We start from the raw sequence: 26,036 nt of genomic DNA on the forward strand, positions 1-26,036 counted from the left end.
GGCCCCCCGCCCCCCCCCCCCCGGGGGGCCCCCCCGGCGGGGGGGGGGGGGGGGGGGCGCGCCCCCCCCCCCCCCCCCCCCCCCCCCGCCCGCCCCCCCCCCCCCCCCGCGCCCTGGACCGGGTGCGGTCGTACGGCCGGGCGCCCGGACCGGGCAAGGGCGGGCGCCCGGCCTGCTCAAGCCCGCGCGTACCGGTTCGCGGGTCGCTCCAGCCCCAGGTGCCCGCGCAGCGTCGTCGCCGTGTACGCGGTGCGGAAGGCGCCGCGGCGCTGCAACTCGGGGACCAGGGCGCGGGTGATCGCGTTCAGGTCGTGCGGCAGGGCGGCCGGGCGGAGCCGGAAGCCGTCGAGGCCGGCGGAGCGCCAGTCGAGCAGCAGGTCGGCCAGACCGGCCGCGGTGCCGGTGAAGACGGCCGCGTCCGAGGCGAGTTCGGCGCCGGCGAGGTCGTCCAGGCGGGCCTTGCGGTCGGCGGCGGCGGCCGGGCTGTCGTCCAGCAGGACGATCAGGTCGGCGAACCGCCTCAGCGGCCGGGCCCGCAGGTCGCGGCCGGTGGCGACGACGGCCTCGTCGACCTGGGCGAGGATCCGCTCGACACCGGGCCGGTCGTGCGGGGTGACGAAGACGAGGTCGGAGGCGCGGGCCGCGAACTCGTACGGCGTCGAGGCGTGGGCCAGGCTGGCCACCAGCGGCTGGCCCTGCGGCGGGCGCGGGGTGATCGACGGCCCCCGGACGCTGAAGTGCGGGCCCTCGAAGTCGATGTGGTGCAGCTTGTCGCGGTCGATGAAGCGGCCGGTGGGCGCGTCCCGGATCTCCGCGTCGTCCTCCCAGCTGTCCCACAGCCGCCGCGCCACCTCGACCACGTCGGCGGCCTCGGCGAAGAGCGGGCGGAGCCGCTTGGCGATCAGCTCGGGGTCGCGGATGTCGTCGTCGGTGAGTTGGGGGGTCTTGCGGCGGCCGAAGTGGTCCGCGTCGGCGGCGCGGGACGCGATCTGCGGCCGCCAGCCGGCCCGGCCCCGGGCGGCGTAGTCGAGGGTCGCGATGCCGATCGCGAGGTGGAACGGCTCGGTGTGGGTGACGTTCGTGGTCGGCACCAGGCCGACGCGCTCGGTCAGCGGCGCGAGCAGGGCGGCCAGCAGGACGGCGTCGATGCTGCCCCGGACCTGGTCGGTGCGCTCGTCGGGCCGGTGGAAGGGGGCGGACTGCAGGCCGAGGCCGTCCTCCAGGGTGACGAAGTCGAGCAGGCCGCGCTCGGCCTCGGCCACCAGGTCCGCCCAGTAGCCGGGCGTGAACAGCTCCGACGGACGGGCGTCCGGGGCCCGCCAGGCGGCCGGGTGCCAGCCCGCGCCGTCAAGGGCGACGGCCAGGTGCAGCGGGGCGTCGGAAGGGGTGGCGGTCACGAGGTCTCCTTCGGGGAGCCGGGGCCCAGGGTGAGGCCCAGGTGGTCGCGGAGCGTCGTCCCGGTGTAGTCCTCGCGGAACACGCCCTTCTCCTGGAGGATCGGGACCACCCGGTCCACGAAGTCGTCCAGGCCGTCGGGTGTCAGCAGCGGTACGAGGATGAAGCCGTCGGCCGCGTCGTTCTGCACGAAGCGGTCGATGGTGTCGGCGACGGTGCGGGGGCTGCCGACGAAGTTCTGCCCGCCGTGGACTTCGATCATCAGCTGACGGATGCTCAGATTCCGTTCCTCGGCCAGCTTGCGCCACCGCCGCGCGGTCTCCTCGCGACCCTTGCGGAACACCGAGTGCCCCTTCAGCAGGTGGGCGTCGGGCTCCGGGTCGATGTCGGGCAGTGGCCCGTCCGGGTCGTACGCGGAGAGGTCCCGGCCCCACACGCCCTCCAGGTGGGCGATCGCGGTCTGCGGGCTGACCTGGGCGCGGGTGATCTCGTCGGCGTACGCGGCGGCCTCCTCGTCCGTGTCGGCCACCACCGCCGTCGCGGTGGGCAGGATCTTCAGGTCCTCCGGGCGGCGGCCGTACCTGGCGAGCCGGGACTTGACGTCCCGGTAGAAGGCCCGCGCCTGCTCCGGCTGGTTGTACTTGCTGAAGATGATCTCCGCGTCGGACGCGGCGAACTCCCGGCCCACGTCCGACTCCCCGGCCTGGATGATGACCGGATGCCCCTGCGGGCCCCGCGGGGTGGTGAACCGGCCCGCGATGTCGAAGTGCGTACCCCGGTGGGCGAAGGTCCCGGCGCCGGGGCGGACGAACTGGCCGGCGGCCGCGTCGGCGCGGACGTCGCCCTCGGCCCAGCTGTCCCACAACTCGCGGGTGGTCTGCAGGAATTCGGCCGCCCGGGTGTAGCGGTCGGCCTCGGCGAGGAAGCCGCCGCGGCGGAAGTTCTCCCCGGTGAACGCGTCGTAGCTGGTGACCACGTTCCAGGCCGCCCGCCCGCCGCTGAGCAGGTCCAGGCTCGCCAGCCTGCGGGCCACCTCGTAGGGCTCGTTGAAGGTGGTGTTGAGGGTGGCGGCGAGGCCGATCCGGTCGGTGACCGCGGCGAGCGCGGCGAGCACGGTCAGGTTCTCCGGCCGGCCGACCACGTCCAAGTCGTAGACCTGGCCCTTGTGTTCGCGCAGCCGGAGCCCTTCGGCGAGGAAGAAGAAGTCGAACTTGCCGCGTTCCGCGGTGCGGGCGAGCCGGATGAACGAGTCGATCGCGATCTGGCTCTCGGAGCGGGGGTCCGTCCAGACGGTGACGTTGTGGATGGCCGGCAGTTGCACCGCGAGGTGCACCTGCTTCTTTCCGGCGGGTTCTGCGGCTGCGGGCACGGAGCGCGCTCCTTCAGGGGGAGACCAGGGGAGGCCGGCCGCGTGGCCACGCGTCTGCGGTCCGGTCCACGGGGCGGATTTGATCACCAGACTTCACCGAACCAATGTGGGAAACAAGGGGATTCGGGTCAGGGATCTGTGGGGGAGTGTCAAGGAGTGTCAACAACGAGAACGGCGTGCAAAGCGTCTGTGAGTGGTCTGTCTCTTCATGTCGGCGGATCTGTCCCCCGTCACGGAGCTCGGCCTACTGTGCGGCCATGGATCTCTTCTCACTGCCCAGACTCGGAGTCGTCGTCCCCCCGGAGAACCCCACGGCGGAGCCGGAGTTCAACCGGTTGATCGGTGCCGCCATGCACGTGTACGCCTCCCGCTTCCCCATCACCCCGGGTGTGGAACTCAGGGAGATGCTGGAGACCTACAACCGGGTCCTGCCCGACACCCTCGAAGGCTTCGGCGCCATGCGGTTGGACGCGGCCGTGGTGGCCTGCAGCGCCTCGCACTACCTGCTCGACCCGGAGGGCGACCTCGCTCTGTGCGAGGAGATGTCGAACCGCGTCGGCTTTCCCGTCACCTCCTCGACCCAGGCGATCCTGGCCGCCTGCGAGGAGCTCGGGGTCAGCCGGCTCACCCTTGTCTCGCCCTACCAGCCGTGGCTCACCGACACCTCCCGGGCCTTCTGGGAGCGCGCCGGGCTCACGGTGGACGGCGTCGTCCTCGTCCCGGCCGGGCAGACCCCGGACGGGGTCGACCACTTCGACCCGTACCAGGTGACCCCCGGCCGGATCAGGGAGCGAATACGCGCCCACCAGCGGGAGAACCGCCTCCCCGACGACTCCGCGCTGCTGTTCACCGGTACCGGCATGGGCACGCTCGCCGCCCTCGGCGAGCTGGCACGGGAGGACACCAGTGGCCGTCCGCTGCTCTCCTCGAACCTGGCGTCCGCCTGGTGGGCGCGGCGGGTGACGGGTCAGCGGGCCGGGTCAGGGCTCTCCGGTGACGTGCACCCGCTGCTGCGGCGTCTGGACGTCCGGGGCCGCTGGGCGGCCTGACCGGCGAGGGGCACGGCCTGACCCGCCGTGGTGCCCCGGGCCGCCCGCGCCGTGGCGGGCGGCCCGCCGTCCCGCCGTGCTGCTGACCCGCCGTCCCCCCCGACCCGCCGTCCCCTGCCCGGCCGTCGTTCCGACCCACCGCCCGGCCGTCACCGCAGCGGAGCGATCCGGGCCCCGCCGTCCAGTACCGCCTCCAGCGCGACGGTGGCCCGGGCGGGCCGCTCGACGGCCAGGGTGTGGTCGGGCGTGGGCCGGTCGGCCGTCCAGTCCGGTCCCTTGGCGGCGATCCGGGTGACCCGCCGGCTCCCCGCCGCCAGCAGGAACTCCGTGCCCTGCGGCGAGCGCCACCACGTCCAGCCCACCGTGTCCTGCTCGAACCGGCTGCACGCCCGGCCCGGACCGCCGCCCGTACGCTGCGGGCCTCGGGCGTTCGGCAGCAGCACGGCGGTCACGGCGCTGCCCTCGCCGTTCCAGCGGTCGGCGCGCAGGCACACCCAGGACGCCGCGCCCGCGTTCTGCGGCAACTGCTGCACGGCGAAGGCCCAGAGGTTGAGCTGTTTGACGCCGGGGCTGCCGTCCGGCACCGCGCAGCCCGCGCGCGCCCAGGCCGCCAGCGCGTCCGGGCCGACCGCCTCGCGGGGCTGCCGGGCCGGCTGGGTGCGGTCCGGCGGCGGGGTGTAACTGAGGTGGGCGGGGACGAGCCCGCCGAGGTCGGCCAGCAGGAAGGCGTGCTTCTCGGCGATGGCGGGGGAGGAGCGCAACTGGAGCACCGTGGCGCCCTGGCAGTCCGCGAACGCGCCCGGGGAGTTCGAACCGGGCGCGTTCGAACCGGGCGTGCTGGAGCCCGGGGAACCCACCGGGCTCGCGCCCGGTGCCGCGGCCGTCACGCCGTCCACGCGGTCCAGGGGTTTGGCGGGCGCGTCGGGCTGGTCCAGCCGACGGGTGTCGGCCGCGTCGATCCAGGGGGCGAGCAGATAGCGGGCGGTGGCCCCCCGGCGGTGCAGGACCACCGCGCCGGCCGTGGTGACGGAGGAGTCGTCGGCGCGGGCGAGGTCCAGCCCGCCGCCGGGCCCGTCGGTCCAGCGGGCGAGCCGCCCCCCGTCGTACAGCACCACCACGGCCGCGCCGTCGACCGTGCCCGCGAACAGCAGTTGGGGCGGGCCCTGCGGCGGGGTCGTTCCGGTGCCCGGTTCGGCCCTGGTCCGCGGACCGGGGCGGGCCCAGGCGTCGAGCGCCCGGCCGAGCAGGGCGGTGTCGTCGCGGCGGTCGCCCCGGGCGGGCCAGGCGAGGAAGTCGATCCGGGCGGTGTGCTGCCACTGGTCCGGGGCCGCCCGGAGCAGCCGGGCCGGGTCGGGCGCCGTCCCGCTGGGCGGGGCGGCGAGCGGACGGGCGGGTGCCCCGGCGGGTGCCGGGGCGTCCGACCCGGCCAGCACGGCGGCCGTCGTGGTGAGCGCGAGGGCGGCCACCGCGAGCGAGGCGCCGAAGGCCCGGCGGCGGCGCAACAGGTCGGTCGGCTGGACGCGCACCGCGCAGGGGTCGAAGGCGGGCAGGCCCGGATCGGGCCCGGCGGAGAGCTTCGCGGCCTCGTCGACGGCCCGGTCGGGCTCGGCCGCGCCGGCCTGTCGCAGCAGGTCGGCGGCCTGCCCGGGCGTCAGTTCCTCCACGGCCAGCAGGGCGAACGCCGACCGGGCGGCCGGGTCCAGGGCGGTCAGCTCCCGGTCCAGTGCCGCGTCGTGTTCACCACCGCCGGGGGTGAACAGCCGCAGCCCCCAGACCCGGGGCGTCAGCAGCCGGTCCGCGGGCCGGGGGCGCAGTGCGGTCCGCAGCACCCGCAGTCGCAGGGCGGCGTACAGCGGGTCCTCGTCGTCGCCCGCCGGCTCCTCCCGCCGGCTCCAGCGGGACGGCAGGGCGCGCTGGACGGCGGCGTGCGCGGCGAGCACCCGGCTGTGCCGGTCCCGGTCGGCCGGCAGGGCCAGGTAGGCCAGCCGGACCAGTCGGCGGTAGTGGCGCACCAGGGTCGCCTCGGCGCGGGCCACCGGGCGGGCGGTCGCGCCCTGGGGCGGTGCTCCGCGGTCTATCCGTCCTGCCAACGAATCCTCCCGGAGCCGGCTGTCGTGTGGTGGCGGACGGTCCAACGAGTCGATCATGTGATGGTTGCGCCGTTCGGGGCGGAGTTCTGCGATTCGGCGGCGGCGCGCTCGGTGATCCGGCGGGCCATCCCGCCGAAGACGAAGGCGTGGAACGGGGCCACCGACCACCAGTAGGCGTGTCCGGCCAGCCCGTGCGGGTGGAACAGTGCCCGCTGCCGGTAGCGGCTGCCGCCGAGGCCGTCCGGGGTGACCGACAGTTCCAGCCAGGCCAGACCGGGCAGCCGCATCTCGGCGCGCAGCCGCAGCAGCCGTCCGGGCTCGATCTCCTCCACCCGCCAGAAGTCCAGCGAGTCGCCGACCCGCAGCCGGGCCGGGTCGCGGCGGCCCCGGCGCAGGCCGACGCCGCCGGCCAGCCGGTCGAGCCGGCCGCGCAGGGCCCAGGCGAGCGGGAAGGAGTACCAGCCGTTCTCGCCGCCGATGCCCTCCACCACCTGCCAGAGCGCCGCCGGCGGCGCGGCCACCCGGCGCTCCCGGACGTCCTGGTAGAGGCTGCCGCCGGCCCAGTCCGGGTCGGTGGGCAGCGGGTCGCTCGGCGCGCCGGGCAGGCTGGCGGAGGACCAGCGGGTGGCCACCTCGGCGTCCCTGATCCGCCGCAGTGCCAGGCGCACCGCCCGGTCGAAGCCGGTCGGGCCGCCGGGCGGATCGGGCAGGTACCGGGTGAGGTCGTGCTCGCCGCAGACCACCTCGTGCCGCAGCGACTCCACCAGCGGGCGGGCGAGCGGGTTGGGGACGGGTGTCACCAGACCCACCCAGTGGCTGGAGAGCCGGGGGGTGAGCACCGGCACGGGCACGATCAGGCGGCGCGGCAGTCCGGCGACGGCGGCGTAGCGCTCCATCATCTCGCGGTAGGTGAGGACGTCGGGGCCGCCGATGTCGAAGGCCCGGTCCACGTCCGGCGGCAGTCGCGCCGCCGCGGTGAGGTAGTGGAGCACGTCCCGGACGGCGATCGGCTGGATCCTGGTGCCGACCCAGTTCGGGGTGACCATCACCGGGAGCCGCTCGGTGAGGTAGCGGAGCATCTCGAACGAGGCGGACCCGGACCCGATGATCACCGCCGCCCGCAGCTCGGCGGTCGGCACCCCGCCCGCCCGCAGCTGCCGGCCGACCTCGGCGCGCGAGCGCAGGTGCGGGGACAGCTCGGCGGCCGGTACCCCGGCCGGGTTGATGCCGCCCAGGTAGACGATCCGGCGCACGCCCTCGCGGGCCGCCGCCTCGCCGAAGGCCCGGGCGGCGGCCCGGTCGGTCGCCTCGAAGTCGGGGCCGGTGCCCAGCGAGTGGACCAGGTAGTAGGCGACGTCGATGCCGGCGAACGCCCCGGCCAGCGAGTCGGGCCGGGTGACGTCCCCGGCGGTGGCCTCGACCTCGGGCCGCCAGGGGTGGTCGCGCAGTCGCCCCGGGTCGCGGACCAGGCAGCGGACGGAGTGCCCGGCGGCCAGCAGCTCGGGGGCGAGCCGGCCGCCGATGTAGCCGGTGGCGCCGGTGAGCAGACAGCGCAGCGGGGCTTCGGGGGTGCTCGGTCCGGCCATGGCGCCTCCAGGGAGCGTCGGGTGCGGTGCGGGGCTCGGCTCCACCGCCCGGGGAGGTCACGGCCCCGGGGCTCGGTCGGGCGGCGGCGGCCCGGTCGCGGTCTCCGCCGACGCAGCCGACTCCGCCGATGCTGCCTCTCCGCCGTCTCCGTCAGCTTCGCCGCCCGGCGCCCGGGTCGCCACAGCACCCGGTCCCGCACCGGCCCCCGTCCGCACCGGCCCGCCGCCCGGAGCGGGAGGTCCGCACGGATCTGCGGTGATCCACGGATCGCGGCAATCCGCCGGCCCGTCCGCTCCGAACAGACGGTGCCGACACCCGTACGACGGCCCGGCGCGGACCGATCGCGCCGGGCACCGGAGGACCCGTATGCCAAGGAACTGCCCGCCGGGCAGGCCGCCCGCCCGTCCTTCCGGGCCGGTCGCCCGCGCCGACCACCGTGGGAGGGTGACGAGGTGAGTACCGTCGTGCACCTGGCCGGCCCGCAGCGGCGCCGACCGGATCTCAAGGAACTGATGGCCAGGACGGCGTTCGGTGACCAGGACGCCTTCGCCGCCCTCTACGACGCCGTCGCGGGGCAGGTGCTCGGCCTGGTCCGGCGGGTGCTGCGCGACCCGGCGCAGTCGGAGGAGGTCACCCAGGAGGTCATGCTGGAGGTCTGGCGCACCGCCGCGCGGTACCGGCCGGACCGCGGCGAGGTGCTGGCCTGGGTGCTGACCATGGCCCACCGGCGGGCCGTGGACCGGGTCCGGGCCGCGCAGGCCGCGGCCGACCGCGACCAGCGGGCCGCGGCCAAGGCCTACGCCCCGGTCTTCGACGAGGTCGCCGAGCAGGTCGAGGGCCGGCTGGAGCGGGAGCAGGTCAGGCGGTGCCTGCGGATGCTCACCGAACTCCAGCGGGAGTCGGTCACGCTCGCCTACTACCGCGGTTTCTCCTACCCGGAGGTGGCCGACCTGCTCGCCACCCCGCTGGGCACGATCAAGACCCGGATGAGGGACGGCCTCATCCGGCTGCGCGACTGCCTGGGGGTGGCGTCATGACCGTCGCGGCCGACCTGCACACGCTCACCGGCGCCTACGCGGCCCACGCCCTGCCCGCGGCCGAGCGGGAGGCGTTCGAGCACCACCTCGCCCGGTGCCCGGCCTGTGCCCAGGAGGTGGCCGAGTTCGCGGCCACGCTGGCCCGGCTCGGCGCCGCCGAGACCGTCACCCCGCCCCCCGAGCTGCGCGCGCGTGTGCTGGGCGGCATCGCCTCCGTCCGCCAGCTCGCACCGCGGGCCGGCGCCGAGCCGGACGGCGACCCGGGGCGGCCGGGGCGGTGGCGCCGCCGGTGGCCGAAGTTCGCCCTCGCGGCCTCGGTCGCGGTCGCCACGGCGCTCGGCGGTCTCGCCGTCCAGCAGCACGACCGGGCCGAGCGGGCGCGTTCGCAGGCCGCCCGACTGCAACAGCAGCAGGCCGACCTCGGGACGCTGCTCACCGCCCCCGACGCCCGGACCGCCACCGCCAGGGCGACCGCCGGATCGGGGGTCGGCACCGTGATCTGGTCGGAGAGCAAGGGACAGGCCGGGTTCCTGGCCGCCGGGATGCCGGCACTGCCGGCCGGCCAGACCTACGAGATCTGGTTCGACGACGCCGGGACGATGCGCCCGGCCGGGCTGATGCCGGGCACCCACGGTTCGCTGCTGCTCGACGGCCCGCTCGACGGTGCCGCAGGCATCGGGGTCACCGTGGAACCGGCCGGCGGTTCCCCGCACCCCAGCGGCACGCCCGTCCTGCTGCTGCCGTTCACCTGACCGGCCCGCGGCCCGCCGCCCGGACGGCACCACGCCGTCCGGACGGCGGGCCCCGGCCGTGGTGTCCACGACCCCCTCCGAAGGTCCAATCCGCTCCGCCGGTGGCTACGAACCCCCAGTGCACCCGAGCGACGTCCGGCACCCGGCCGGGCACGCGACCTGGAGGGGAACACCTGTGGACACGTCCAGCGCAGTCTCCACCGCGGCGGCGGTCGGCCGTCCGAGGCGACCGGCCGACCACCGCCGGCGGATCGCCGTGGTGGGGGCCGGGGTCGCCGGCCTCACGGCTGCCCATGAGCTGACCCGGGCCGGCGCCCACGTCGAGCTGTTCGAGGCCGACGCCCGGCTCGGCGGGCACGCCCACACCCAGGTGGTCACCGCCTCCGACGGCCGGACCGTCCCGCTCGACACCGGATTCGTGGTCCACAACCGGCGCACCTACCCGGAACTGACCCGGCTGTTCGCCGAGCTCGGTGTCGAGACCCGGGAGAGCGACATGAGCATGTCGGTGAGCTGCGAGGGCTGTGGACTGGAGTACGCCGGCTCGCGCGGTCCCGCCGGGCTGCTGGCCCGGCCGGGCAGCCTGCTGCGCGGCCCCTACCTGCGGATGCTGGCGGAGATCCCGCTGTTCCACCGCCGTGCCCGCCGGCTGCTCGCCGACCCGTCGGGCCGCGAGCAGACCCTGAGCGCGTTCCTGCGGGAGGGCGGTTTCACCGCGTACTTCACCGGTCACTTCATGACCCCGCTGGTCTCCGCCGTCTGGTCGTGCGCCCCGGACCGCGCCGGGGAGTACCCGGCCCGCCACCTGTTCACCTTCCTGAACAACCACGGCCTGCTCAGCGTCGCGGGCTCACCGACCTGGCGCACCGTGGTCGGCGGCTCCCGCACCTACGTGGAGCGGATCGCCGAGCGGATCGCCGTGGTGCACCGTGCCGCGCCGGTGCGGGCGGTGCGCCGTCACCCCGACGGAGTCACGGTGATCACCGAGGACGGGCACCGCCACCGGGCCGAGGCGGTGGTCGTCGCGACCCACGCCGACCAGGCGTTGCGCCTGCTCGCCGACCCGACACCGGCCGAACGCGAGATCCTCGGCGCGTTCACCTACTCGCGCAACCCCACCGTGCTCCACCGCGACGCCGAGCACCTCCCGAGCGCCGTCTGGGCCCGCGCGTCCTGGAACTACCGGATGACCGACTGCCACGGCGCGGCCGAAGGCGTCCGGGTCAGCTACCACCTCAACCGGTTGCTCGGCCTCGGCACCCGCGAGGACTACGTCGTCACCCTCAACGAGGACCGGCACCGGCCGGTGCCCGACGCGCAGGTGGTCTCCCGCACGGTCTACGAGCACCCGGTCTACACCCTGGAGACGGTGGCCGCCCAACGCCGGCTGCCCGAACTCGCCACCGGACGGACCGCCTACGCGGGGGCCTACCAGGGCTGGGGGTTCCACGAGGACGGCTGCCGCTCCGGGCTGGCCGCCGCCCGGACCCTGCTCGGGGTGAGGGCGTCGTGACCGGGACCACGCCGGCCGTACCCGAGGCCGTGCCCCGGGTCGTGGCCTCCGGTACGGGCGAGCTGCCCGGGCCCTGGGGCGCCGCGCTGTACGAGTGCCGGATCGCCCACGTCCGCACCGTCCCGCTCCGGCACACCTTCGAGCACCGCGGCTACCTGTGGCTGGTCGACCTCGACCGGCTGCCCCGCCTGCCCCGTCCGTTGCGCCCGCTGGCACGGTTCCGCGCGGCCGACCACCCCGGGGCACCCGGGCCCGGGCTGCGCGGCAACCTCGACGCCTACCTGCTCGGACACGGCGTCGACCTCGACGGCGGCCGGGTCCTGATGCTCACCCAGGCCCGCTCGTTCGGCCACGTGTTCAACCCGCTCACCGTCTACTGGTGCCACGACCGGGCCGGCCTCCCGGTCTGCACCGTCGCCGAGGTGCACAACACCTACGGCGGCGACCACCGCTACCTGTTGCTCCCGGACGACCGGGGCCGGGCGCGCACCGCCAAGGAGTTCTACGTCTCGCCGTTCTTCCCGGTGGACGGCGAGTACCGGATGACGCTGCCCGAGCCCGGCGACCGGCTCGACCTGACCGTCGCACTGGAGCGCGCCGGCGGGCGGGAGTTCACCGCCACCGTGCACGGGGTGCGCACGCCGGCCTCGGCGCCCGGCCTGCTGCGCGCGGTGCTGCGCCACCCGTTCTCCACGCTCGCGGTCAGCGCGCACATCCGGTACCAGGGCATCCGGCTGCTGTTGCGCGGGCTGCCCGTCCAGCCCCGCGACGGCCACGCCCGTCCGGTCCGGCCCCACCGCGGCCGTCACCCCCTCGGCCTGCTCCGCCTCGGCCGTCCCCGCTCCCGGAGAGAGGTCCACCAGCCGTGACCGCACCCACCCGAACCCCCGTCACCGCGGCACCCGCCGTACCCGCCGTACCCGGGGTCGACCCGGCGCGCTGGCCGGACGTGGCCGCGGTGCCGCGCGCGCCGGTCCGGGCGGCCGCCGCCGGGCTGCTGCTGCGCCGGGCGGTGCGGCAGCGCGGCCTGCGCGTCGAGCGGCCCGACGACCGTCTGCCCGACAGCCGCCTGCCCGACGCGCCGGCCACGGACGGAGCCGCCGCGGACGGGCCGGTCCTGCGGCTGCACCGGCCGGACGCCTTCCGGCACCGGGTCGGTGCCGGTGGCCTGATCGGCTTCGGCGAGGCCTACCAGGCCGGCGACTGGGACGCGCCCGACCTCGTGGGGCTGCTGACGGCGCTCGCCACCGCACCCGAGACGCTCGTCCCGGCGGGCACGGCCCGGCTGCGCCCGCTGGTCCTCCGCAGGCCCCCCGCCACCGAGCTGGGCACCGTCGAGAACGCGCAGCGCAACATCCGGCGGCACTACGACCTGTCCAACGAGCTCTTCGGACTCTTCCTCGACCCGACCATGACCTACTCGTCGGCGATCTTCCCGCTCGGCCCGGACGGCTCGCCGCAGGCCGAGTGGTCCGGTCTGGCCACCGCCCAGCGGCGCAAGATCGACCGGCTGCTCGACCTGGCCGCGGTCGGCCCCGGCAGCCGGGTGCTGGAGATCGGCACCGGCTGGGGCGAACTGGCGCTGCGGGCCGCCGGCCGGGGCGCGACCGTCGTCAGCCTCACCCTGTCCGAGGAGCAACTGGCCCTCGCCCGCCGCCGGATCGCCGACGCCGGTCACGCCGGGGCGGTCGACGTCCGGCTCTGCGACTACCGGCAGGTCCGGGGTCAGTACGACGCCGTGGTCAGCGTCGAGATGATCGAGGCGGTCGGGCGGCGGTACTGGCCGGTCTACTTCGCCACCCTGGACCGGGTGCTCGCGCCGGGTGGCCGGGTGGCGCTCCAGTCCATCACCATGCCGCACGAACGGATGCTCGCCTCGGCCGGCACCTACACCTGGATCCACAAGTACGTGTTCCCCGGCGGCCAGATTCCCTCCGCCCGGGCCCTCGCCCAGGCCGCGGCCCGGCACAGCGGCCTGATGCTCGCCGGCTCCCACGGCTACGGCCCGCACTACGCGCAGACCCTGCGGCTCTGGCGCGAGCGCTTCGCCGAACGGGCCGACGAGCTGGCCGCGCTCGGGTTCGACCAGGTGTTCCGCCGCACCTGGGAGCTGTACCTGGCGTACTCCGAGGCGGGCTTCCGCAGCGGCTACCTGGATGTGCGCCAGCTGCTCCTCACCCGGCCCGGCGAGGTCGACCCGCGCCCCGGCCCCGGGGGCGGGGCGTGAACGCCGCCGCCTTCGCGGTCAACCTGGCCGCCACGGCGGGCGCGGCCCTCGCGGTGATGCTCACGGCCTTCGCGATCGGTGTCCGGACCGGTCGCCACCGGGGTGTCGACGTCGCCTGGGGCCTGGCCTTCACGGCCGTCGCGCTGACCGGCTTCGGCCTGTCGGCCGGGCACGGCGACTGGTCGCGCCGCGCGCTCGCCACCGCGCTGGTCACGGTCTGGGGCCTGCGGCTGTCGGTGCACATCGGCCGGCGCGGGCGGGGCGCACCCGAGGATCCGCGCTACGCCCGGATGCTGGCCAAGGCCCCGCCGGAGCGCCGGACGGCGTACGCGCTGCGCAAGGTCTACCTGCTCCAGGCCGCCCTCGCCTGGTTCGTCTCGCTGCCGGTGCAGGCGGCGCAGTACCTGCCGGGCCCGCCGGGCGCGGTGGTGTGGGCGGGCGTCGGGCTCTGGGGCTTCGGCCTCCTCTTCGAGGCGGTGGGCGACCACCAGCTCGCCCGCTTCCGGGCCGACCCGGCCAACCGGGGCCGGGTGCTGGACCAGGGACTCTGGGCCTGGACCAGGCATCCGAACTACTTCGGGGACGCCTGCGTCTGGTGGGGCCTGTTCCTGCTCGCGGCCGACGCCCCGGTGGGCTGGGCCTTCGTCGGCAGCCCGCTGCTGATGACCTGGCTGCTGGCGTTCGGCAGCGGGCGGCCGATGCTGGAGCGGCAGCTGGGCGCCACCAAGCCCGGCTGGGCCGAGTACACCGCGCGGACCAGTTCGTTCCTGCCGCGGCCGCCGCGCGGTGGGGCCGGAGCCCGGCCGCGGCTCAGGACCGGACGTCGCCGGGGTCGGTGACGGCGGGGCCGCCCGCCCGGACCGCCGTAGGCTGTGAGAGGAGCGTTCGACGGCAGGGCCGTTGGTCCCGGGATGTCAGCCCCTTGGCCCCTGGTCGGGGGCCCGGCCGGGAGCGATGCTCCAGGTACTGGGCCGGACGGCGGTCGTCCGGCGGACATCGGCTCGTGGACGAGGTGACCGGCGTGCGGCATGCCACCGTCGAATCAGTGATGACCAGCCCCGTGGTGCGGATCGCGCCCGAGACCGGGTTCCGGGAGATCGTCGCGCTGTTGGCCGAGTACGACATCACCGGGGTCCCGGTGGTGGACGCCGACGGGCGGCCGATCGGCATCGTCTCCGAGGCGGACCTGCTGCTCACCCTGGCGGCCCAGGAGGACCAGGGCAGCATGCTGCCGCCGCCCGAGCTGACCCGGACCGGTCCGGACGGGGCCGTCACCGCCGCGGACCTGATGACCGGCCCGGCGGTGTGCACCACGCCCGGTACCAGCGTGGTCGTGGCGGCCCGGCTGATGAGCCGGCACGGGGTGAAGCGGCTGCCGGTGCTGGACGAGGAGGGCCGGGTGTTCGGCATGGTCAGCCGGGGTGACCTGCTGCGCGTCTTCCTGCGCGAGGACCGGGTGATCCGCCGCGAGATCGTCGAGGAGGTGCTCGGCCGGATCGAGGGCGTGAGCCCGGCCGAGGTCGGGGTGGAGGTCGACCAGGGCCATGTGGTGCTCAGCGGCAGCGTGCCGGCACCGCACCTCGTCCCGATCGTGCTGAACCTGTGCCGCTCGGTGGACGGCGTCGTGTCGGTCACCGACCGGCTGGGCAGCACCGAGGCACCCGTCGTCGTCGGCTGACGCCTCCCGGCCCCGCCGCCGCCCTTCGCCGGTCACGTCTCCTCGGTGACTCCGCGCGGTCCGGGCCGCCCGGTCCGCGGACCCGGAGCGTCCGGTTCGCATACTGCGGAGGGTATCGGGTACATCACTCTCGGTGTGTGGCGACGCCGGGTCGCCGACGCTCAGGGTTACCGGGGAGGCGGCCGTGGCAGTCGTGTTCGACGCGGATTTCACTTCGACCAGGCAGTGGGTGGCGGGCCGCAGCAGCGCCTATCCCCGGATGGGGCCGACCAACCGGGGCGATCACAAGCTCGACTTCCTGAGCCGTGCCTACTGCCCCGGCGGGGTGTTCACCGCCGTCCGGCGGCACGGCGGCGAGCTGTGGACGTGCAGCCTGCTGACCACCGAGGGCAGCCCGGAGGCGTTCCAGGTCCGCACCGGCGACGTCCTCACCGCGCGGGTCACCCTCCCCGTCGAGACGGGCGCCTGGCCGGCCATCTGGACGTGGCGGGACGGCGGCAACGAGGTGGACGTCTTCGAGTACCACCCCGACCACCCGGACCTGCTGGAGATCTCGAACCACGTCCGGGGCGGCTTCCGGTACTGGCACGGGGCCGACGCCGGGATAGCCCCGGGCGCGACCTTCGACCTGCGGACGGTGCTGGGCGCCTACTCGGTGGACTGGTTCGTCGGCGACACGCTCGTGCACGCCGACCGGCGCGGGGTCGGGCCGGACTTCCACGCGTACCTGATCGTCAACCTCTCGGTGGCGGACGGCGTGTATCACGACCGGCCGCCGGCGGCGGGGCCGGACCGGCTGAGCTGGGCGTGCCACAGCCTGCGGATCGAGCGCTGACGCCGCCGGCGGTCGGCGGTCGTCGCGCCGGCTCACCGCGCCGGCTCACCGCTCCGGCGGGAACGTCGCCGTGACCAGTCCGCGCGGGCCGGTGCGCTGGAACCAGACCACCCGCCGGTACGGGCCGATGTAGGCCGGGTGCGTCACGTACAGGTCGTCGCGCGGCGCCCGTTCGTTGCCGGGCGCGAGGGCGGCGTCGACGGCGTCGGCGGCGATGGCGGCCAGCAGCGCGTGGGCGGTGGCGGCGGCCGCGTCGGGCGCGATGGCGAGCGCGGTGAGCTCCTCCCAGAGTCGGGTGGAGACGTAGAAGATCGGCGAGTGGCGCAGGGCCGGGTGCAGCTGTCGGTCCTCGTAGCGGCGGAGCACCCCGGCCGCGACGAGCCGCTCGCGGTCGTCGGCCGGCGGGTGGTGGTCCATGGGCCGCAACGCTACCCCGACGGGTCCGGTCGGCGTGCCGGGAGCGTTTTCTCAGACAATCATCAGGTCGGCCGGAGGGCCGTGGGCGCACGATGGTGGGGGGACGCCGATGACCTCGATAGGCCCTGCGGGGCCGGAGGAGGAGGCCGAGATGGGGCACTGGAACGGTCCGCGCCACGGGCACGGTCATGTGTGGGGCGGCTGGGGCTTCGGCCTGATGGCGTTGGTGTCGCTGGCGGTCCTGGTGGTGCTGGTCCTGGTGGCTGTCGCCCTGGTCCGCCATCTCTCGCGGAGCTCGCGGCCGGTGCCGCCCGCCCCGTGGGGGTCGGGCGGGCAGGCCGGGGTGGTGGGACCGCCGCGGGCGGTGTCACCGACGGCGGAGCACCTGCTGGCCGAGCGGTTCGCGCGCGGCGAGATCGACGCGGAGGAGTACCGACAGCGCTTGGACGTTCTCCGGGGCGCCAACGGTCCGGGTGTGAACGGTCCGGGCGGGGGCGCCGCGGGGGAACCGCCCGGCGGCGGATGACGGCAGAGGGCCCGCCGCTCAAGCGGCGGGCCCTGCCGGTGCCGGGGGGCGGCTACTCGACGACGAGCTCCACCGGGATGTTGCCGCGGGTGGCCCGGGAGTAGGGGCAGACCTCGTGCGCCTGCTTGACCAGCAGCTCGCCCGCCTCGCCGGCGAGCGCGTCCGGCAGCTCGACCCGCAGGACCACCGCGAGGCCGAAGCCGGCGCCGTCCTTGCCGATCGAGACCTCGGCCGTGACCGAGACCTCGCTGGTGTCGACGCGGGCCTGCCGGCCGACCAGGCCCAGGGCGCTCGCGAAGCAGGCCGCGTACCCGGCCGCGAACAGCTGCTCGGGGTTGGTGCCCTGGCCGCTGCCGCCGAGGGCGGGCGGCATCGCCAGTGCCAGGTCCAGCTGCCCGTCGGAGCTGACAGCACGGCCCTCCCGGCCGTTCGCGGTGGCCACTGCGGTGTAGAGCGCGTCCATGGATCTGGTCCCTTCCGTCCTGCGTCGGTGGTGCTTCTGTCCCCGGCGGCCCGTGGGACCGCCTTCCGAAGACAAGTAGAGCACGCAATTCAATTGCGCACAACTGAATGGCGCATACGATCGGTACCATGGAGCCATGGCCATGCCCCCCGAGACCGCTTCCCCCGCGACCGCCTCTGCCGACGCCGCCCGCTCCGGGCCGTCGGACGCGGGCCCGCTCCTCGGCGAGCAGCCGATCCGTGACGAGGACCTGCTCCGCCTCGACCAGCAGATCTGCTTCTCGCTGAACGCCGCCTCGCGCGCGTTCGGCGGTGTCTACCGCGTCCTGCTCAAGGACTTGGGTCTCACCTACCCCCAGTACCTGGTCATGCTGGTGCTCTGGGAGCACGGCGAACTGCCGGTGAAGCGGATCGGCGAGCATCTGCGACTGGACTCCGGCACCCTCTCGCCGCTGTTCAAGCGGTTGGAGGCGGCCGGCCTGGTCCGCCGCGAGCGCAGCCCCGAGGACGAGCGTTCCGTCACCGTCAGCCTCACCGACGCCGGGCGCGAGCTGCGCGACCGTGCCGGGCAGGTGCCGCGCAGGCTGCTCACCGCCACCGGCCTGCCGGTCGAGGACCTGGCGGCCCTGCGCGTTCTGCTCAACCGGGTCACGGGGGCGCTGGACTCGGCGCTGCTGGCCGACGGGGCCGAGGGCTGATCCACCCCGGCGCCCGGGCCGGCCCGGGTTCCGCCCGGACCGGACGTGCTCGCCCGCCCCGCTGGGGGGCCGGCAGCACCTCCCGGCGATCCCTACCTGACGGACCCCGGCGGGGGAACGGCGGGCACTACGCGGCGACCCGCCCGTTCATGCGGTCCGCTCGTTCACGCGGTCCGCCCGTTCATGCGGTCCGCTCGTTCACGCGGTCCGCTCGTTCACGCGGTCCGCTCGTTCACGCGGTCCGCTCGTTCACGCAGATGATGTTCCCTTCGCTGTCCTTGAACCAGGCCGCACGCATGCCTTCGGCCTCCACGACGCCGTTGACCGTCTTCAGCCCCGGCAGGTCGTACTCCTCGAACGTGACCCCGCGGTCGCGCAACGTCGCCATTTCGCCGTCGAGGTCGGTGACCTTGAAGCTGGCGAGGGTGTGCGCGGCCTGTCCGGCAACTCGGCGTCTCATAGATGCCGAACTCCGTGCCGCCGCATTCGAAGCTGACCTCCTGCGGGTTCTCGTCGGTGAGCTTCAGGCCGAGGGTGTCGGTGTAGAAGCGCTTCGCCCGGGCCAGATCCGCTGCCGGGATGATGGCCACCAGTGGTGCGTCTCCAAGCATTGCCATCGCCTCCTCCCTCCAGGCTAGTGCGGTGACCGCCGAAGGTCGCGGGAGGGACCGGGACGGCTCGGGGGGCACCGCACGCCGGGTTTTCGCGTCGGGCTACCCGCCCCTCGGGATGATGATCCCCACCAGGGATCGGGCGGAAGGCCTTTGTTACGGTGGCCCGATGGCATCGGTCAGGCAGGTCCAGGTCACCTTCGACTGCGCGGAACCCGAGCGCGTCGCCCGTTTCTGGTGCGAGGTGCTCGGGTACGTCGTGCCGCCGCCACCGCAGGGGTTCGCCACCTGGGACGATCATCACCGCTCGCTGCCGCCCGAGGAGCGGGGTTCGTGGTTCGCCTGCGGCGATCCCTCGGGCGTGGGCCCGCGCCTGTTCTTCCAGCGCGTCCCCGAGGGCAAGACCGTCAAGAACCGGGTGCACCTCGACGTCCGGGTCGGCACCGGCCTCGTGGGGGAGGAGCGGCTGGCCGCGCTCGAGGCCGAGTGCGCACGCGTGGTCGCGCTCGGCGCGGTGCGCGTGCGACTGCTCTACGACGGCACCGACTCGTGCATCGTCATGCAGGACGTCGAGGGCAACGAGTTCTGTCTCGACTGAGTGCCCGTCACGCCGGCGAGCCGTCACCCCTTCGCCACCGGGGGCACTTGGACCGCCGGGGAGCACCGGACCGACGTCGACGGTGGCGCCGTCGGCGGGCCGGGTCACCACCCGTGCGGCACCCGCTCCAGGACGCCCCCGGCGAACACCTCGTAGAGCGGCAGCGTCTCCAGGTGCACATAGCCGATGTGGCAGTCACAGACCGGCAGCGGGCAGGACCGGCCGCGCAGTTGGGCCCGGTAGGAGCCGTCATAGAGGTTGCCGAGTTCGTCGCGGACGAAATGGCAGCGGCGGACGGTCCCGTCGCCGTCCACCGAGAGCACGGATTCACCGGTGCGGCAGGGGCGGCCGGCGCTCGGGTGGGCGTGCCGGCTGTAGCCGAAGTGCTGGTCCACGGCCGTCCAGTCGGCGGCCTCGGCATCGGTGTAGGTGAGGCCCTCCGCGGCGTTGATCCACAGGTAGACGGCGGGATCGAGCGCGGCACGGAGTCGGCGCGCCTCCACCAGGTGGTCGGGCCGGCCGACCACGCCGACGCTGTAGCGCACACCGAGCGCGTCCAGCTCGCGGCACTTGGCGAGGAAGCGCTCGTGCGTGACCTGCCCGGGGTGGTACGTCACCCAGAGCGCCAGGGTGTCGGGATCGGCCTCGGCCAGCCAGTCGGTGCGGCAGCTGAGGTTCGTCTGGATCGCCACCCGGCGCACGTGCGGCAGCCGGCTCAGCTCGACCATCGCCCGCCGGTACCAGGACCGCACGAGCCCTTCGCCCCAGGGGGTGAAGAGCACGGAGAGGGTGTCCCCGGAACCGGCCCGCCCGGCGGCCCAGGCGGTGAACCGCTCCAGCGCGGCGCGGTCGGCCCGCAACTGCTCGGGTGAGTCACGCCGCTTGGCGAACGGGCAGTACGGGCAGTCGTAGTCGCAGGAGGACAGCGGGCCCCGGTAGAGCAGCGACAGGTCGACCCCACCGTCCGATCCGCCGTCCGATCCGCTGTCCGCCGCGGGCCGCGGTGCCGAGTTGGGCGCGCGGTCGGGGCCGGGCGGGTGCCCGGGGCCGGGCCGGGTGCGGTCGGTGGCCGGGCGGGGTGCGGGCATGCCGAGAAAGGTCATTTCGCCTCGTACTCCGCCATCAGCCGGTGGACCTCGGGGGAGAACAGCATCGGACCGGCCGCGTCCGAGTGCGCCAGCCCCTCCGGCGAGAGCACCAGGCGCGACTCGTCCCGCGCGAGCCAGCCCCGGTCCCCGAACGCGGCCAGCTCGGCCGGGAAGTCCTCGGCGGGGGTGCTGCCGAACCGGGCGCGGTACTCCGCCACGGGCATGCCCTCCGCCTGGAGCAGCGACTGGACGAGATGCCGGCGGCGGGCCTCCTCGGGCGTCTGGTACCGGCCGACCTCGGCGCACCGGAAGTCGGTGGTGGCCACGTAGTCGTCGATGATGCCGCGCACCTCGGTGGCGTTGACCGCGTAGTCGAAGGAGTAGTGCAGCCGGGAGGTGTAGGAGCGGGCCCCGCAGCCGAGGCCGACCATGCCGTCGGTCTGGCAGGCGTACTCGCCGTTCCCGGCCTGCGGGGAGGCGGCGCGGCGGAACATCCGCATCGACACCTGCTGGTAGCCGTGTGCGAGCAGGTGGTCGCGGCCGGTCCGGTAGAGCGCGAGCCGGCGGGCGTCCCAGGCGACCGGGCTCTCCTGCTCGCCGCGCCGGGCCAGACCGGTCAGCGGTCGGACGTACAGGGGGTAGAGGTACAGCTCCTCGGGTTGCCAGGCCAGCGCGGCGTCCAGTGAGCGCAGCCAGCCGGCCTCGGTCTGGCCGTCGATGCCGTAGATGAGGTCGATGTTGAGGACGGGGAATCCGGCGTCGCGGATCCGGCCGAGGGCGGCCTCGACGTCGGCACGCCGCTGTGGGCGGACGGCGGAGCGGGCCTCCTCGTCGAGGAACGACTGCACCCCCAGGCTCAGCCGGGTGGCGCCGCGGGCGACCAGCACCTCCAGCCGGTCGGCGGTGGCGGTGGCGGGGGAGGCCTCCACGGACAGCGGGACCGCCCGCAGGTCGGCGCCCATCCGCAGCTCGGCGATGTCGCAGAGCCGCTCCAGCTCGGCGGCGGTGAGGTAGGTGGGTGTGCCCCCGCCGAACGCCGCCAGGGCGAACCGGGCGTCGTCGTCCAGTGCTTCGCGGACGGTGGCGGCCTGGCGGTCGAGCGCGTCCAGGTAGGCGGTGGTCAGACCGTCGGGGCTGCCGATCCGGGTGAACAGGTTGCAGAAGCCGCAGCGGACCTCGCAGAACGGGATGTGCAGGTAGAGCGAGAGCGCGTGCTGTGGCTCGCCGGCCCACAGCTCGCGCAGCGCCGGGCGCTCCGGCAGCGGCCGGTAGGCGGTCTTGTGCGGGTAGGCGTAGACGTACGACCGGTAGGGCGAGTCGGTCGGCGGGGCCGGTGCCGTGGTCATGCGGTCTCCTCGGCGGTGCGCAGCGGGCCGGCGGGCCTCTGGCCGGTGGGTGTCGGGCGGGCAGGGAGGGTGAAGTGCGCGTACGGCACCGTCCAGACCACCTCGTGGCCGATCCGGTGACCGGTGTAGCCGTCCTCGCCGTACGCCGTGCCGTGATCGGAGCAGACGATCGCGAAGCACGGCCGGCGGGCGCTCATCGCCGCGAACAACCGGCCGATGTGCGCGTCCACGTACTCCAGGGCGGCGGCGTGGCTCGCTCGGGAGTCCCCGTCCTCGCGCGTGCCGCCCGGCAGGTGGAACCAGTTGGGCTGGTGCAGCGCCGAGACGTTGAGGAACAGGAAGAGGGGCTGCCCGACCGGCTGCGCGGCGGCGACCCGCTCGGCGCACGCGACCTGCGCCTCGAAGGAGGTGGCGGACGGGACGCCCATCTCCGGCGCCCAGTGGCTCTCCTGGAAGAGCCCGGGCAGCACCGAGCCGAGCGGGCCCTGTTTGTTGAAGAATCCGACGCCGCCGATGCAGACCGTCCGGTACCCGTGTGCGGCGAGCGCGCCCGGCAGGTCGGGCGCGTCGAACACCCAGGTGCGCGGAGCGGTGCTCTCCGACCCGGCGAAGCGGGCGGCGAACAGGCGCGGGTGCGGCCCGCCGGGGGCGGCGGGGGTGGGCAGGAAGCCGGCCAGGATCGCCTGGTGCGCGGCATAGGTGAAGCTGCCCGGGGAATGCCGGCGCTCCCAGCGGCCGCCGGGGAGGACGGCGGCGAGGTGGGGGATCCGCCCGGCCGCGGCCAACTCCTCGGCCACGTCGAAACGCAGCGTGTCCAGCGTGACGAGAAGCAGGTCGTGGGTGCCCACGACGGCGTTCATGTCGGGTGCGGGTGCCGCCGCTTCGGCGGTCGGGGTCCAGGTCGGGGTCGTGGTGGTCGCGGTCGGGGCCGCGGTCGGGGTGGTCGGTGGTCGGTGCTGGGAGTGCTGCTGGTTCATCGCGTCGGTTCCGTCGGTGTGCTGTTGGTCGGCCCGGGCCGGCGGCCCGGCCGGCGGAGGGCGGCGAGTTGGGCGGCGTAGGTGTCCAGGCCCTCGGCCGGGCCGCCGGGCAGGCCGGTGAGGTTCGGCAGGAGGTCGCCGAAGGCGTTCACCTCACCGACCAGGGCGCGGCGCCAGCCGGCGGCGGGCAGGACGTCGACCCCGACCATCGGTGAGTTGGGGAAACAGGCGGCCGCCCGCTCCGCCGTCTCCAGCAGGTCCGGCCAGGCGGGGCCGGCCGCCTCCTGGGCCAGGGCGAGGCTGCCCCGGGCTCCACCGAGGTGCAGGTTGGTCATCGGCTGGGAGCTGGTGCGCACCACCACGTGCGTGGCCCGCCCGGCGATCACCACGATCCGGAGGTCCGCCGAGCGGCCCGACTGCGAGGCCTTCGGGATCCACTGCTCGACGTGCAGCCCGTCCGGTGCGAGGCGGTCGACCAGCTCGGCCGCCTGCCGCTCGTCCCGGTAGCGTCGGACCCGCAGCGAATTGTGCAGCTGACCGTCCGCCAGCTCGACGGAGGTGGTGGCCAGTACCTGCCCGCGCGGGCCGAACTCCAGCGCCACCACACCGGAGGCGGAGGAGCCGTGCGCCGGTTTGACGAAGACCCGTCGCATCCCGGCCGTCCGCAGCCGCTCCCGGAGGTCGTCCCAACCGGTGAGGTCGGCGCCGCCGAGCGCGCGGGGCACCGGTACCTCGGCGCCGGCCAGCAGGGCGTGCGCCCGCCGCTTGTCGAACATCACGGCGATCTCCTCCGGATCGCCGAGCACGCGCACCCCCGGCACCCGCGCCACCGCGCGCAGGGCGGCCACCACCCCGGCGTACCAGGCCGCACCGCCCTCCACCCTGGTCGGGGCGTACGAGGGGCCGAGGGCCGGACCGCGCAGCAGCTCGTCCACGGCCGCGTCCTCACCGGGCGACTCGATCCGCAGCAGGCCGCCCTCCGGCACGAGGAAGCGACCGCGCAGCACGTCGATCCAGGGCAGCACGGCGGGCTCGGGCAGGCCGGCCGCCCGGGCGGCGGCGGCGAACAGCGCCACCCGCCGGTGGCCCGGGTTGCCGAGGACCGTCAGCGGCGGGATCCGCGCGTCGGCGGCCGACGCGGCCGCTGATGGCGCGGCCGTGGCCGGGGTGGCCGTGGCCGGGGTGGTCGTCCGTGGGGTGCTCATCCGAACCGTGACCCGGCTACTCGGCGACCGCGACGTAGCGGTCCTCGGGATCGTCCTCGTCCTCGGCGTCGGAGAGGTCGACGGCCACACCGGGCAGGGCGTCGCGGAGCCGTTGCTGGAGTTCGTCGGTGAGGTAGTGGTGGTGGAGGTCGAGCGCGCGCAGGTGGGTGAGCGGCTGGCCCTCCAGCAGGGCGGTGGCACCCTCGTCGGTCAGGACGCCCATCGACAGGTCGAGCGACTCCAGCCGCGCCACGACCGGGGCGTGGGCGACGGCGGCGGCGATCTCGTCCTGGTACTCGCTGTTCTGCAGGCCGAGGTGGCGCAGTGCCGGGAACCGGGCGCCGTCGAGGAAGGGCGTGAGGTCGTCGATCGTCGAGTCCCCGCCGTACTCGTCCACCCCGAGCCAGAGCTCCAGCCGCTCCAGCGCGGGCAGTTCGGAGCCGGCCACGGCGCGCACCACCGTGCCGGGCAGGCCGCCCGTCTCGAACCGCAGGGCCTTCAGCCGGTCGTGCCGGAAGGGCGTGAGGGCCAGCCCGTTGCCGCCCCGCACCACGAGTTCGGTGAGGTGGGGGAAGGCGGCCGGCACCGCGGTGACGTCGGACATCTCCAGCCAGGAGATCTCGCACTCGTCGTACGTCACATCGGCGAGGAAGAGGGCTTCGAGGGCGGGGAGCCGGTCGGCGTCGCGGAGGATCGTGGCCAGCGTGGCGCCGACCGAATCGTAGTCGCGCGTCCACCAGGGGCCGACCAGCAGCGCCCGGACCCCGGCCGGGTCCACCGTGTCGAGGAAGGCCTTCCAGAGCCCGTCGAACCCGGTGGACGCCCCGTAGCGCACCGCGAGCCGCCATGCGGCGGCGCCCGGTGCCGGCCACGCGCGCGCCTCGTCGGCCTCGCCGGAGAAGTCGAGGACGGGGAGTCCGTGGAACTCCCCGCAGTGCTTGTTGACGGTCATGCGAACCCCTGGATGCCTGTGTACCGGTGTTGCCGGTGTTGCTGGTGAGCGGTGGACGACGGGGAAGGACGGCGCCGTGGCTACTCGGCGACCGCGACGTAGCGCCACCGCTCGTCCGGCTGCCCGGCCTCGGAGAGGTCGACGGCCACACCGGGCAGGGCGTCGCGGAGCCGTTGCTGGAGTTCGTCGGTGAGGTAGTGGTGGTGGAGGTCGAGCGCGCGCAGGTGGGTGAGCGGCTGGCCCTCCAGCAGGGCGGTGGCACCCTGGTCGGTCAGGACGCCCATGGAGAGGTTGAGCGAGTCGAGCCGGGCGACCACCGGGGCGTGGGCGACGGCGGCGGCGATCTCGTCCTGGACCTCGCTGTTCTGCAGGCCGAGGTGGCGCAGCGCCGGGAACCGGGCGCCGTCGAGGAAGGGCGCCAGATCGTCGAGGGAGGAGTCGCCGCCGTAGTTCGGCACCCCCAGCCAGAACTCCAGCCGCTCCAGCGCCGGGAGGTCACTGGCGGCGACCGCCCGCAGCACCGCGGCCGGCAGGCCGCCCGACTCGAACCGCAGCGCCGTGAGGTGCTCGTGGCGCAGGGCCCGCAGGGAGAGGCCGTCGCCCTCGACCACATCCCCGGCGGCGCCGCGCACCACCAGCTCGGTGAGCAGCGGGAACGTCGTCAGCACCGGCGTCACGTCGACCATGTCGATCCAGGAGATCTCGTTCTCCTCGTACGTGATGTCGCCGATGAACAGGGCGCGCAGGGACGGCAGCCGGTCGGCCGCGGCGAGGATCGCCGCCAGCGGCTCGGCGAAGCTCTCCGGCCCGTCCGAGGACCACTCGCCGACCACCACCGCGGTGACCTGTTCGCTGTCGACGGCGTCGAGGAACTGCCGCCAGCGCTCGACGAACGACTCCGGCGCGTCGTACTCGACCCCGACCTTCCAGGCGACCGAGGCGGCCCCGGGCAGGGCGCCGCCCGTCTCGACCGCCTGGGCGAAGTCGAGGACCGGGAGGCCGTGGAACTCTTCGATGTGCTTGCCGACCGTCATGCGCTGCTCCTCCGGGGTTCGGGCCGAACAACTGTCTACCAGCCGGGTCCGACAAACCGGTCGCCGGGGCGGATGCCGGGCGCGTTGTCAGACCCCTGCCCTACGTTTCGAACCGTGAGGTCCCGACGCCCGTCGGGTCGGTCAGGGAGGGCTGATGTATCGCCAGGGTGACGTGCTGATCGTGCCGGCCGCGGACGCCGCGGTGCCCCCGAGGGTGGCGGCACTGGCCGCGCAGCCGAGGGACGCGCGGGGCCGGCTGGTGCTGGCGCTCGGTGAGGTCACCGGCCACGCGCACGCCGTGGTCGGCCCGGGGGAGTTGCGGCGGGAGGCCGGGCCGTTCGGTGCCGCCTGGCTGCACCTGCCCGAGGGCGGCCGGGTGGTGCACGAGGAGCACGCGGCGATTCCGCTGCCCAAGGGCTGGTACCGGGTGGTGCGCCAGCGCGAGTACGTGCCGGGCGCGGTGCGCGTCGTCGCGGACTGACGCGGCGGGCCCCGGAGGGTCGGCCGGCCGTCGGGCGGCCGGGTCCCGGGGCGGCGGCGGTGCACGGGAACGAGTGGGTCGGACGGCCGGGGCGCGGTGCCCGGCGAGG

Annotated in this window: 26 protein-coding genes and 1 pseudogene; 13 read left to right on the top strand and 14 right to left on the bottom strand. The window is 75.1% G+C overall.

Features of this window, described 5'->3' with window-relative positions; translation table 11 throughout:
• Positions 1 to 176 precede the first annotated feature (176 nt).
• Both ACIQTO_RS31320 and ACIQTO_RS31325 read right to left on the bottom strand, forming a co-directional pair.
• On the bottom strand, positions 177 to 1,397 hold the full coding sequence (locus tag ACIQTO_RS31320) for an LLM class flavin-dependent oxidoreductase (RefSeq protein ID WP_402395148.1): 1,221 nt from the start codon (positions 1,395 to 1,397) through the stop codon (positions 177 to 179).
• Entirely contained in the window at positions 1,394 to 2,764 is a 1,371-nt protein-coding gene (locus ACIQTO_RS31325; RefSeq protein WP_402395151.1) for an NtaA/DmoA family FMN-dependent monooxygenase, read from the bottom strand. Before ACIQTO_RS31325 ends, ACIQTO_RS31320 begins: the two co-directional genes overlap by 4 nt.
• 257 nt (positions 2,765 to 3,021) lie before the next feature.
• Here ACIQTO_RS31325 and ACIQTO_RS31330 point away from each other — a divergent pair, with 257 nt between their 5' ends.
• On the top strand, positions 3,022 to 3,813 hold the full coding sequence (locus tag ACIQTO_RS31330) for an arylmalonate decarboxylase (protein WP_402395154.1): 792 nt from the start codon (positions 3,022 to 3,024) through the stop codon (positions 3,811 to 3,813).
• Between the two features lie 149 nt (positions 3,814 to 3,962).
• Here ACIQTO_RS31330 and ACIQTO_RS31335 read toward each other — a convergent pair whose 3' ends face one another.
• Together ACIQTO_RS31335 and ACIQTO_RS31340 are read right to left on the bottom strand one after the other, a co-directional pair.
• The gene (locus ACIQTO_RS31335; protein ID WP_402395157.1) at positions 3,963 to 5,903 is read right to left on the bottom strand and encodes a hypothetical protein; all 1,941 of its coding nucleotides are present in this window, start codon (positions 5,901 to 5,903) and stop codon (positions 3,963 to 3,965) included.
• Between the two features lie 53 nt (positions 5,904 to 5,956).
• On the bottom strand, positions 5,957 to 7,489 hold the full coding sequence (locus ACIQTO_RS31340) for an SDR family oxidoreductase (protein WP_402395159.1): 1,533 nt from the start codon (positions 7,487 to 7,489) through the stop codon (positions 5,957 to 5,959).
• 453 nt (positions 7,490 to 7,942) lie between these two features.
• Between ACIQTO_RS31340 and sigK the strand changes: the two genes are divergently transcribed.
• From sigK to ACIQTO_RS31380, 8 genes are all read left to right on the top strand, one after another.
• Positions 7,943 to 8,527: an ECF RNA polymerase sigma factor SigK gene (sigK, locus tag ACIQTO_RS31345; RefSeq protein WP_380576066.1), complete on the top strand. Its 585-nt coding sequence runs from the start codon at positions 7,943 to 7,945 to the stop codon at positions 8,525 to 8,527.
• A complete protein-coding gene (locus ACIQTO_RS31350) occupies positions 8,524 to 9,279 on the top strand; it encodes an anti-sigma factor domain-containing protein (RefSeq protein ID WP_402395163.1) in 756 nt (251 codons plus the stop codon). The genes sigK and ACIQTO_RS31350 overlap by 4 nt, the downstream gene beginning before the upstream one ends.
• Before the next feature lie 250 nt (positions 9,280 to 9,529).
• Positions 9,530 to 10,792, top strand: a complete 1,263-nt coding sequence (locus ACIQTO_RS31355; RefSeq protein WP_402395297.1) for an NAD(P)/FAD-dependent oxidoreductase — start codon at positions 9,530 to 9,532, stop codon at positions 10,790 to 10,792.
• 41 nt (positions 10,793 to 10,833) lie between these two features.
• Positions 10,834 to 11,661: a DUF1365 domain-containing protein gene (locus ACIQTO_RS31360; RefSeq protein WP_402395299.1), complete on the top strand. Its 828-nt coding sequence runs from the start codon at positions 10,834 to 10,836 to the stop codon at positions 11,659 to 11,661.
• Positions 11,658 to 13,019 carry a class I SAM-dependent methyltransferase gene (locus tag ACIQTO_RS31365; protein WP_402395165.1) on the top strand — a complete coding sequence of 454 codons (1,362 nt, stop codon included), beginning with the start codon at positions 11,658 to 11,660 and terminating at the stop codon, positions 13,017 to 13,019. The genes ACIQTO_RS31360 and ACIQTO_RS31365 overlap by 4 nt, the downstream gene beginning before the upstream one ends.
• 56 nt (positions 13,020 to 13,075) lie before the next feature.
• Positions 13,076 to 13,858: a DUF1295 domain-containing protein gene (locus tag ACIQTO_RS31370; RefSeq protein WP_402395301.1), complete on the top strand. Its 783-nt coding sequence runs from the start codon at positions 13,076 to 13,078 to the stop codon at positions 13,856 to 13,858.
• Positions 13,859 to 14,067: 209 nt separating this feature from the next.
• A complete protein-coding gene (locus tag ACIQTO_RS31375) occupies positions 14,068 to 14,697 on the top strand; it encodes a CBS domain-containing protein (RefSeq protein ID WP_402395304.1) in 630 nt (209 codons plus the stop codon).
• Positions 14,698 to 14,881: 184 nt separating this feature from the next.
• On the top strand, positions 14,882 to 15,532 hold the full coding sequence (locus tag ACIQTO_RS31380) for a beta-glucanase (RefSeq protein ID WP_402395168.1): 651 nt from the start codon (positions 14,882 to 14,884) through the stop codon (positions 15,530 to 15,532).
• A gap of 45 nt (positions 15,533 to 15,577) precedes the next feature.
• On the opposite strand, the gene ACIQTO_RS31385 is transcribed toward ACIQTO_RS31380, so the two are convergent.
• Positions 15,578 to 15,949, bottom strand: coding sequence for a hypothetical protein (locus tag ACIQTO_RS31385; RefSeq protein ID WP_402395170.1), 372 nt, complete (start codon positions 15,947 to 15,949; stop codon positions 15,578 to 15,580).
• 151 nt (positions 15,950 to 16,100) lie between these two features.
• On the opposite strand from ACIQTO_RS31385, the gene ACIQTO_RS31390 reads away from it, so the two are divergent.
• Positions 16,101 to 16,475: an SHOCT domain-containing protein gene (locus ACIQTO_RS31390; protein WP_402395172.1), complete on the top strand. Its 375-nt coding sequence runs from the start codon at positions 16,101 to 16,103 to the stop codon at positions 16,473 to 16,475.
• 52 nt (positions 16,476 to 16,527) lie between these two features.
• On the opposite strand, the gene ACIQTO_RS31395 is transcribed toward ACIQTO_RS31390, so the two are convergent.
• On the bottom strand, positions 16,528 to 16,938 hold the full coding sequence (locus ACIQTO_RS31395; protein ID WP_380576073.1) for an organic hydroperoxide resistance protein: 411 nt from the start codon (positions 16,936 to 16,938) through the stop codon (positions 16,528 to 16,530).
• A gap of 142 nt (positions 16,939 to 17,080) precedes the next feature.
• Here ACIQTO_RS31395 and ACIQTO_RS31400 point away from each other — a divergent pair, with 142 nt between their 5' ends.
• Positions 17,081 to 17,635, top strand: coding sequence for a MarR family winged helix-turn-helix transcriptional regulator (locus tag ACIQTO_RS31400; protein ID WP_402395306.1), 555 nt, complete (start codon positions 17,081 to 17,083; stop codon positions 17,633 to 17,635).
• Between the two features lie 232 nt (positions 17,636 to 17,867).
• Here the strand turns inward: ACIQTO_RS31400 and ACIQTO_RS31405 are convergent, their stop codons facing one another.
• Positions 17,868 to 18,095 (bottom strand): VOC family protein, encoded by a 228-nt coding sequence (locus ACIQTO_RS31405; RefSeq protein WP_402395313.1) that lies wholly within the window; start codon positions 18,093 to 18,095, stop codon positions 17,868 to 17,870.
• A 22-nt stretch (positions 18,096 to 18,117) separates the two neighbouring features.
• Positions 18,118 to 18,252, bottom strand: a pseudogene (locus tag ACIQTO_RS31410) (VOC family protein); the annotation flags it as partial.
• Between the two features lie 163 nt (positions 18,253 to 18,415).
• On the opposite strand from ACIQTO_RS31410, the gene ACIQTO_RS31415 reads away from it, so the two are divergent.
• Entirely contained in the window at positions 18,416 to 18,844 is a 429-nt protein-coding gene (locus ACIQTO_RS31415) for a VOC family protein (protein WP_402395175.1), read from the top strand.
• Positions 18,845 to 18,948: 104 nt separating this feature from the next.
• Here the strand turns inward: ACIQTO_RS31415 and ACIQTO_RS31420 are convergent, their stop codons facing one another.
• The 6 genes from ACIQTO_RS31420 to ACIQTO_RS31445 form a co-directional block, all read right to left on the bottom strand.
• On the bottom strand, positions 18,949 to 19,932 hold the full coding sequence (locus tag ACIQTO_RS31420) for an STM4011 family radical SAM protein (RefSeq protein ID WP_402395178.1): 984 nt from the start codon (positions 19,930 to 19,932) through the stop codon (positions 18,949 to 18,951).
• Positions 19,933 to 19,943: 11 nt separating this feature from the next.
• Positions 19,944 to 21,278, bottom strand: coding sequence for an STM4012 family radical SAM protein (locus ACIQTO_RS31425; protein ID WP_402395181.1), 1,335 nt, complete (start codon positions 21,276 to 21,278; stop codon positions 19,944 to 19,946).
• The gene (locus tag ACIQTO_RS31430) at positions 21,275 to 22,138 is read right to left on the bottom strand and encodes an STM4013/SEN3800 family hydrolase (protein WP_402395309.1); all 864 of its coding nucleotides are present in this window, start codon (positions 22,136 to 22,138) and stop codon (positions 21,275 to 21,277) included. The genes ACIQTO_RS31425 and ACIQTO_RS31430 overlap by 4 nt, the downstream gene beginning before the upstream one ends.
• Positions 22,139 to 22,251: 113 nt before the next feature.
• Positions 22,252 to 23,460 carry an STM4014 family protein gene (locus ACIQTO_RS31435; RefSeq protein ID WP_402395184.1) on the bottom strand — a complete coding sequence of 403 codons (1,209 nt, stop codon included), beginning with the start codon at positions 23,458 to 23,460 and terminating at the stop codon, positions 22,252 to 22,254.
• Positions 23,461 to 23,476: 16 nt separating this feature from the next.
• Positions 23,477 to 24,412 carry an STM4015 family protein gene (locus tag ACIQTO_RS31440; RefSeq protein ID WP_402395186.1) on the bottom strand — a complete coding sequence of 312 codons (936 nt, stop codon included), beginning with the start codon at positions 24,410 to 24,412 and terminating at the stop codon, positions 23,477 to 23,479.
• 80 nt (positions 24,413 to 24,492) lie between these two features.
• The gene (locus tag ACIQTO_RS31445) at positions 24,493 to 25,446 is read right to left on the bottom strand and encodes an STM4015 family protein (protein ID WP_402395189.1); all 954 of its coding nucleotides are present in this window, start codon (positions 25,444 to 25,446) and stop codon (positions 24,493 to 24,495) included.
• A gap of 154 nt (positions 25,447 to 25,600) precedes the next feature.
• On the opposite strand from ACIQTO_RS31445, the gene ACIQTO_RS31450 reads away from it, so the two are divergent.
• Complete coding sequence (locus ACIQTO_RS31450) at positions 25,601 to 25,927, top strand: hypothetical protein (RefSeq protein ID WP_402395191.1); 327 nt, start codon at positions 25,601 to 25,603, stop codon at positions 25,925 to 25,927.
• Positions 25,928 to 26,036 lie beyond the last annotated feature (109 nt).

It is taken from the genome of Kitasatospora sp. NPDC091207 (assembly GCF_044768625.1).
In the GTDB taxonomy this organism is placed as follows: Bacteria; Actinomycetota; Actinomycetes; order Streptomycetales; family Streptomycetaceae; genus Kitasatospora.

Bases quoted from the DNA above. Each gene is read 5' to 3' on its own strand.
- ACIQTO_RS31350 (WP_402395163.1), top strand. From the start codon at position 8,524: ATGACCGTCGCGGCCGACCTGCACACGCTCACCGGCGCCTACGCGGCC.
- ACIQTO_RS31395 (WP_380576073.1), bottom strand. From the start codon at position 16,938: ATGGACGCGCTCTACACCGCAGTGGCCACCGCGAACGGCCGGGAGGGC.
- ACIQTO_RS31370 (WP_402395301.1), top strand. From the start codon at position 13,076: ATGCTCACGGCCTTCGCGATCGGTGTCCGGACCGGTCGCCACCGGGGT.
- ACIQTO_RS31405 (WP_402395313.1), bottom strand. From the start codon at position 18,095: ATGAGACGCCGAGTTGCCGGACAGGCCGCGCACACCCTCGCCAGCTTC.
- ACIQTO_RS31415 (WP_402395175.1), top strand. From the start codon at position 18,416: ATGGCATCGGTCAGGCAGGTCCAGGTCACCTTCGACTGCGCGGAACCC.
- ACIQTO_RS31450 (WP_402395191.1), top strand. From the start codon at position 25,601: ATGTATCGCCAGGGTGACGTGCTGATCGTGCCGGCCGCGGACGCCGCG.
- ACIQTO_RS31340 (WP_402395159.1), bottom strand. From the start codon at position 7,489: ATGGCCGGACCGAGCACCCCCGAAGCCCCGCTGCGCTGTCTGCTCACC.
- ACIQTO_RS31440 (WP_402395186.1), bottom strand. From the start codon at position 24,412: ATGACCGTCAACAAGCACTGCGGGGAGTTCCACGGACTCCCCGTCCTC.
- ACIQTO_RS31375 (WP_402395304.1), top strand. From the start codon at position 14,068: ATGACCAGCCCCGTGGTGCGGATCGCGCCCGAGACCGGGTTCCGGGAG.
- ACIQTO_RS31435 (WP_402395184.1), bottom strand. From the start codon at position 23,460: ATGAGCACCCCACGGACGACCACCCCGGCCACGGCCACCCCGGCCACG.
- ACIQTO_RS31385 (WP_402395170.1), bottom strand. From the start codon at position 15,949: ATGGACCACCACCCGCCGGCCGACGACCGCGAGCGGCTCGTCGCGGCC.
- ACIQTO_RS31400 (WP_402395306.1), top strand. From the start codon at position 17,081: ATGCCCCCCGAGACCGCTTCCCCCGCGACCGCCTCTGCCGACGCCGCC.
- ACIQTO_RS31330 (WP_402395154.1), top strand. From the start codon at position 3,022: ATGGATCTCTTCTCACTGCCCAGACTCGGAGTCGTCGTCCCCCCGGAG.
- ACIQTO_RS31430 (WP_402395309.1), bottom strand. From the start codon at position 22,138: ATGAACGCCGTCGTGGGCACCCACGACCTGCTTCTCGTCACGCTGGAC.
- ACIQTO_RS31445 (WP_402395189.1), bottom strand. From the start codon at position 25,446: ATGACGGTCGGCAAGCACATCGAAGAGTTCCACGGCCTCCCGGTCCTC.
- ACIQTO_RS31390 (WP_402395172.1), top strand. From the start codon at position 16,101: ATGGGGCACTGGAACGGTCCGCGCCACGGGCACGGTCATGTGTGGGGC.
- ACIQTO_RS31420 (WP_402395178.1), bottom strand. From the start codon at position 19,932: ATGCCCGCACCCCGCCCGGCCACCGACCGCACCCGGCCCGGCCCCGGG.
- ACIQTO_RS31425 (WP_402395181.1), bottom strand. From the start codon at position 21,278: ATGACCACGGCACCGGCCCCGCCGACCGACTCGCCCTACCGGTCGTAC.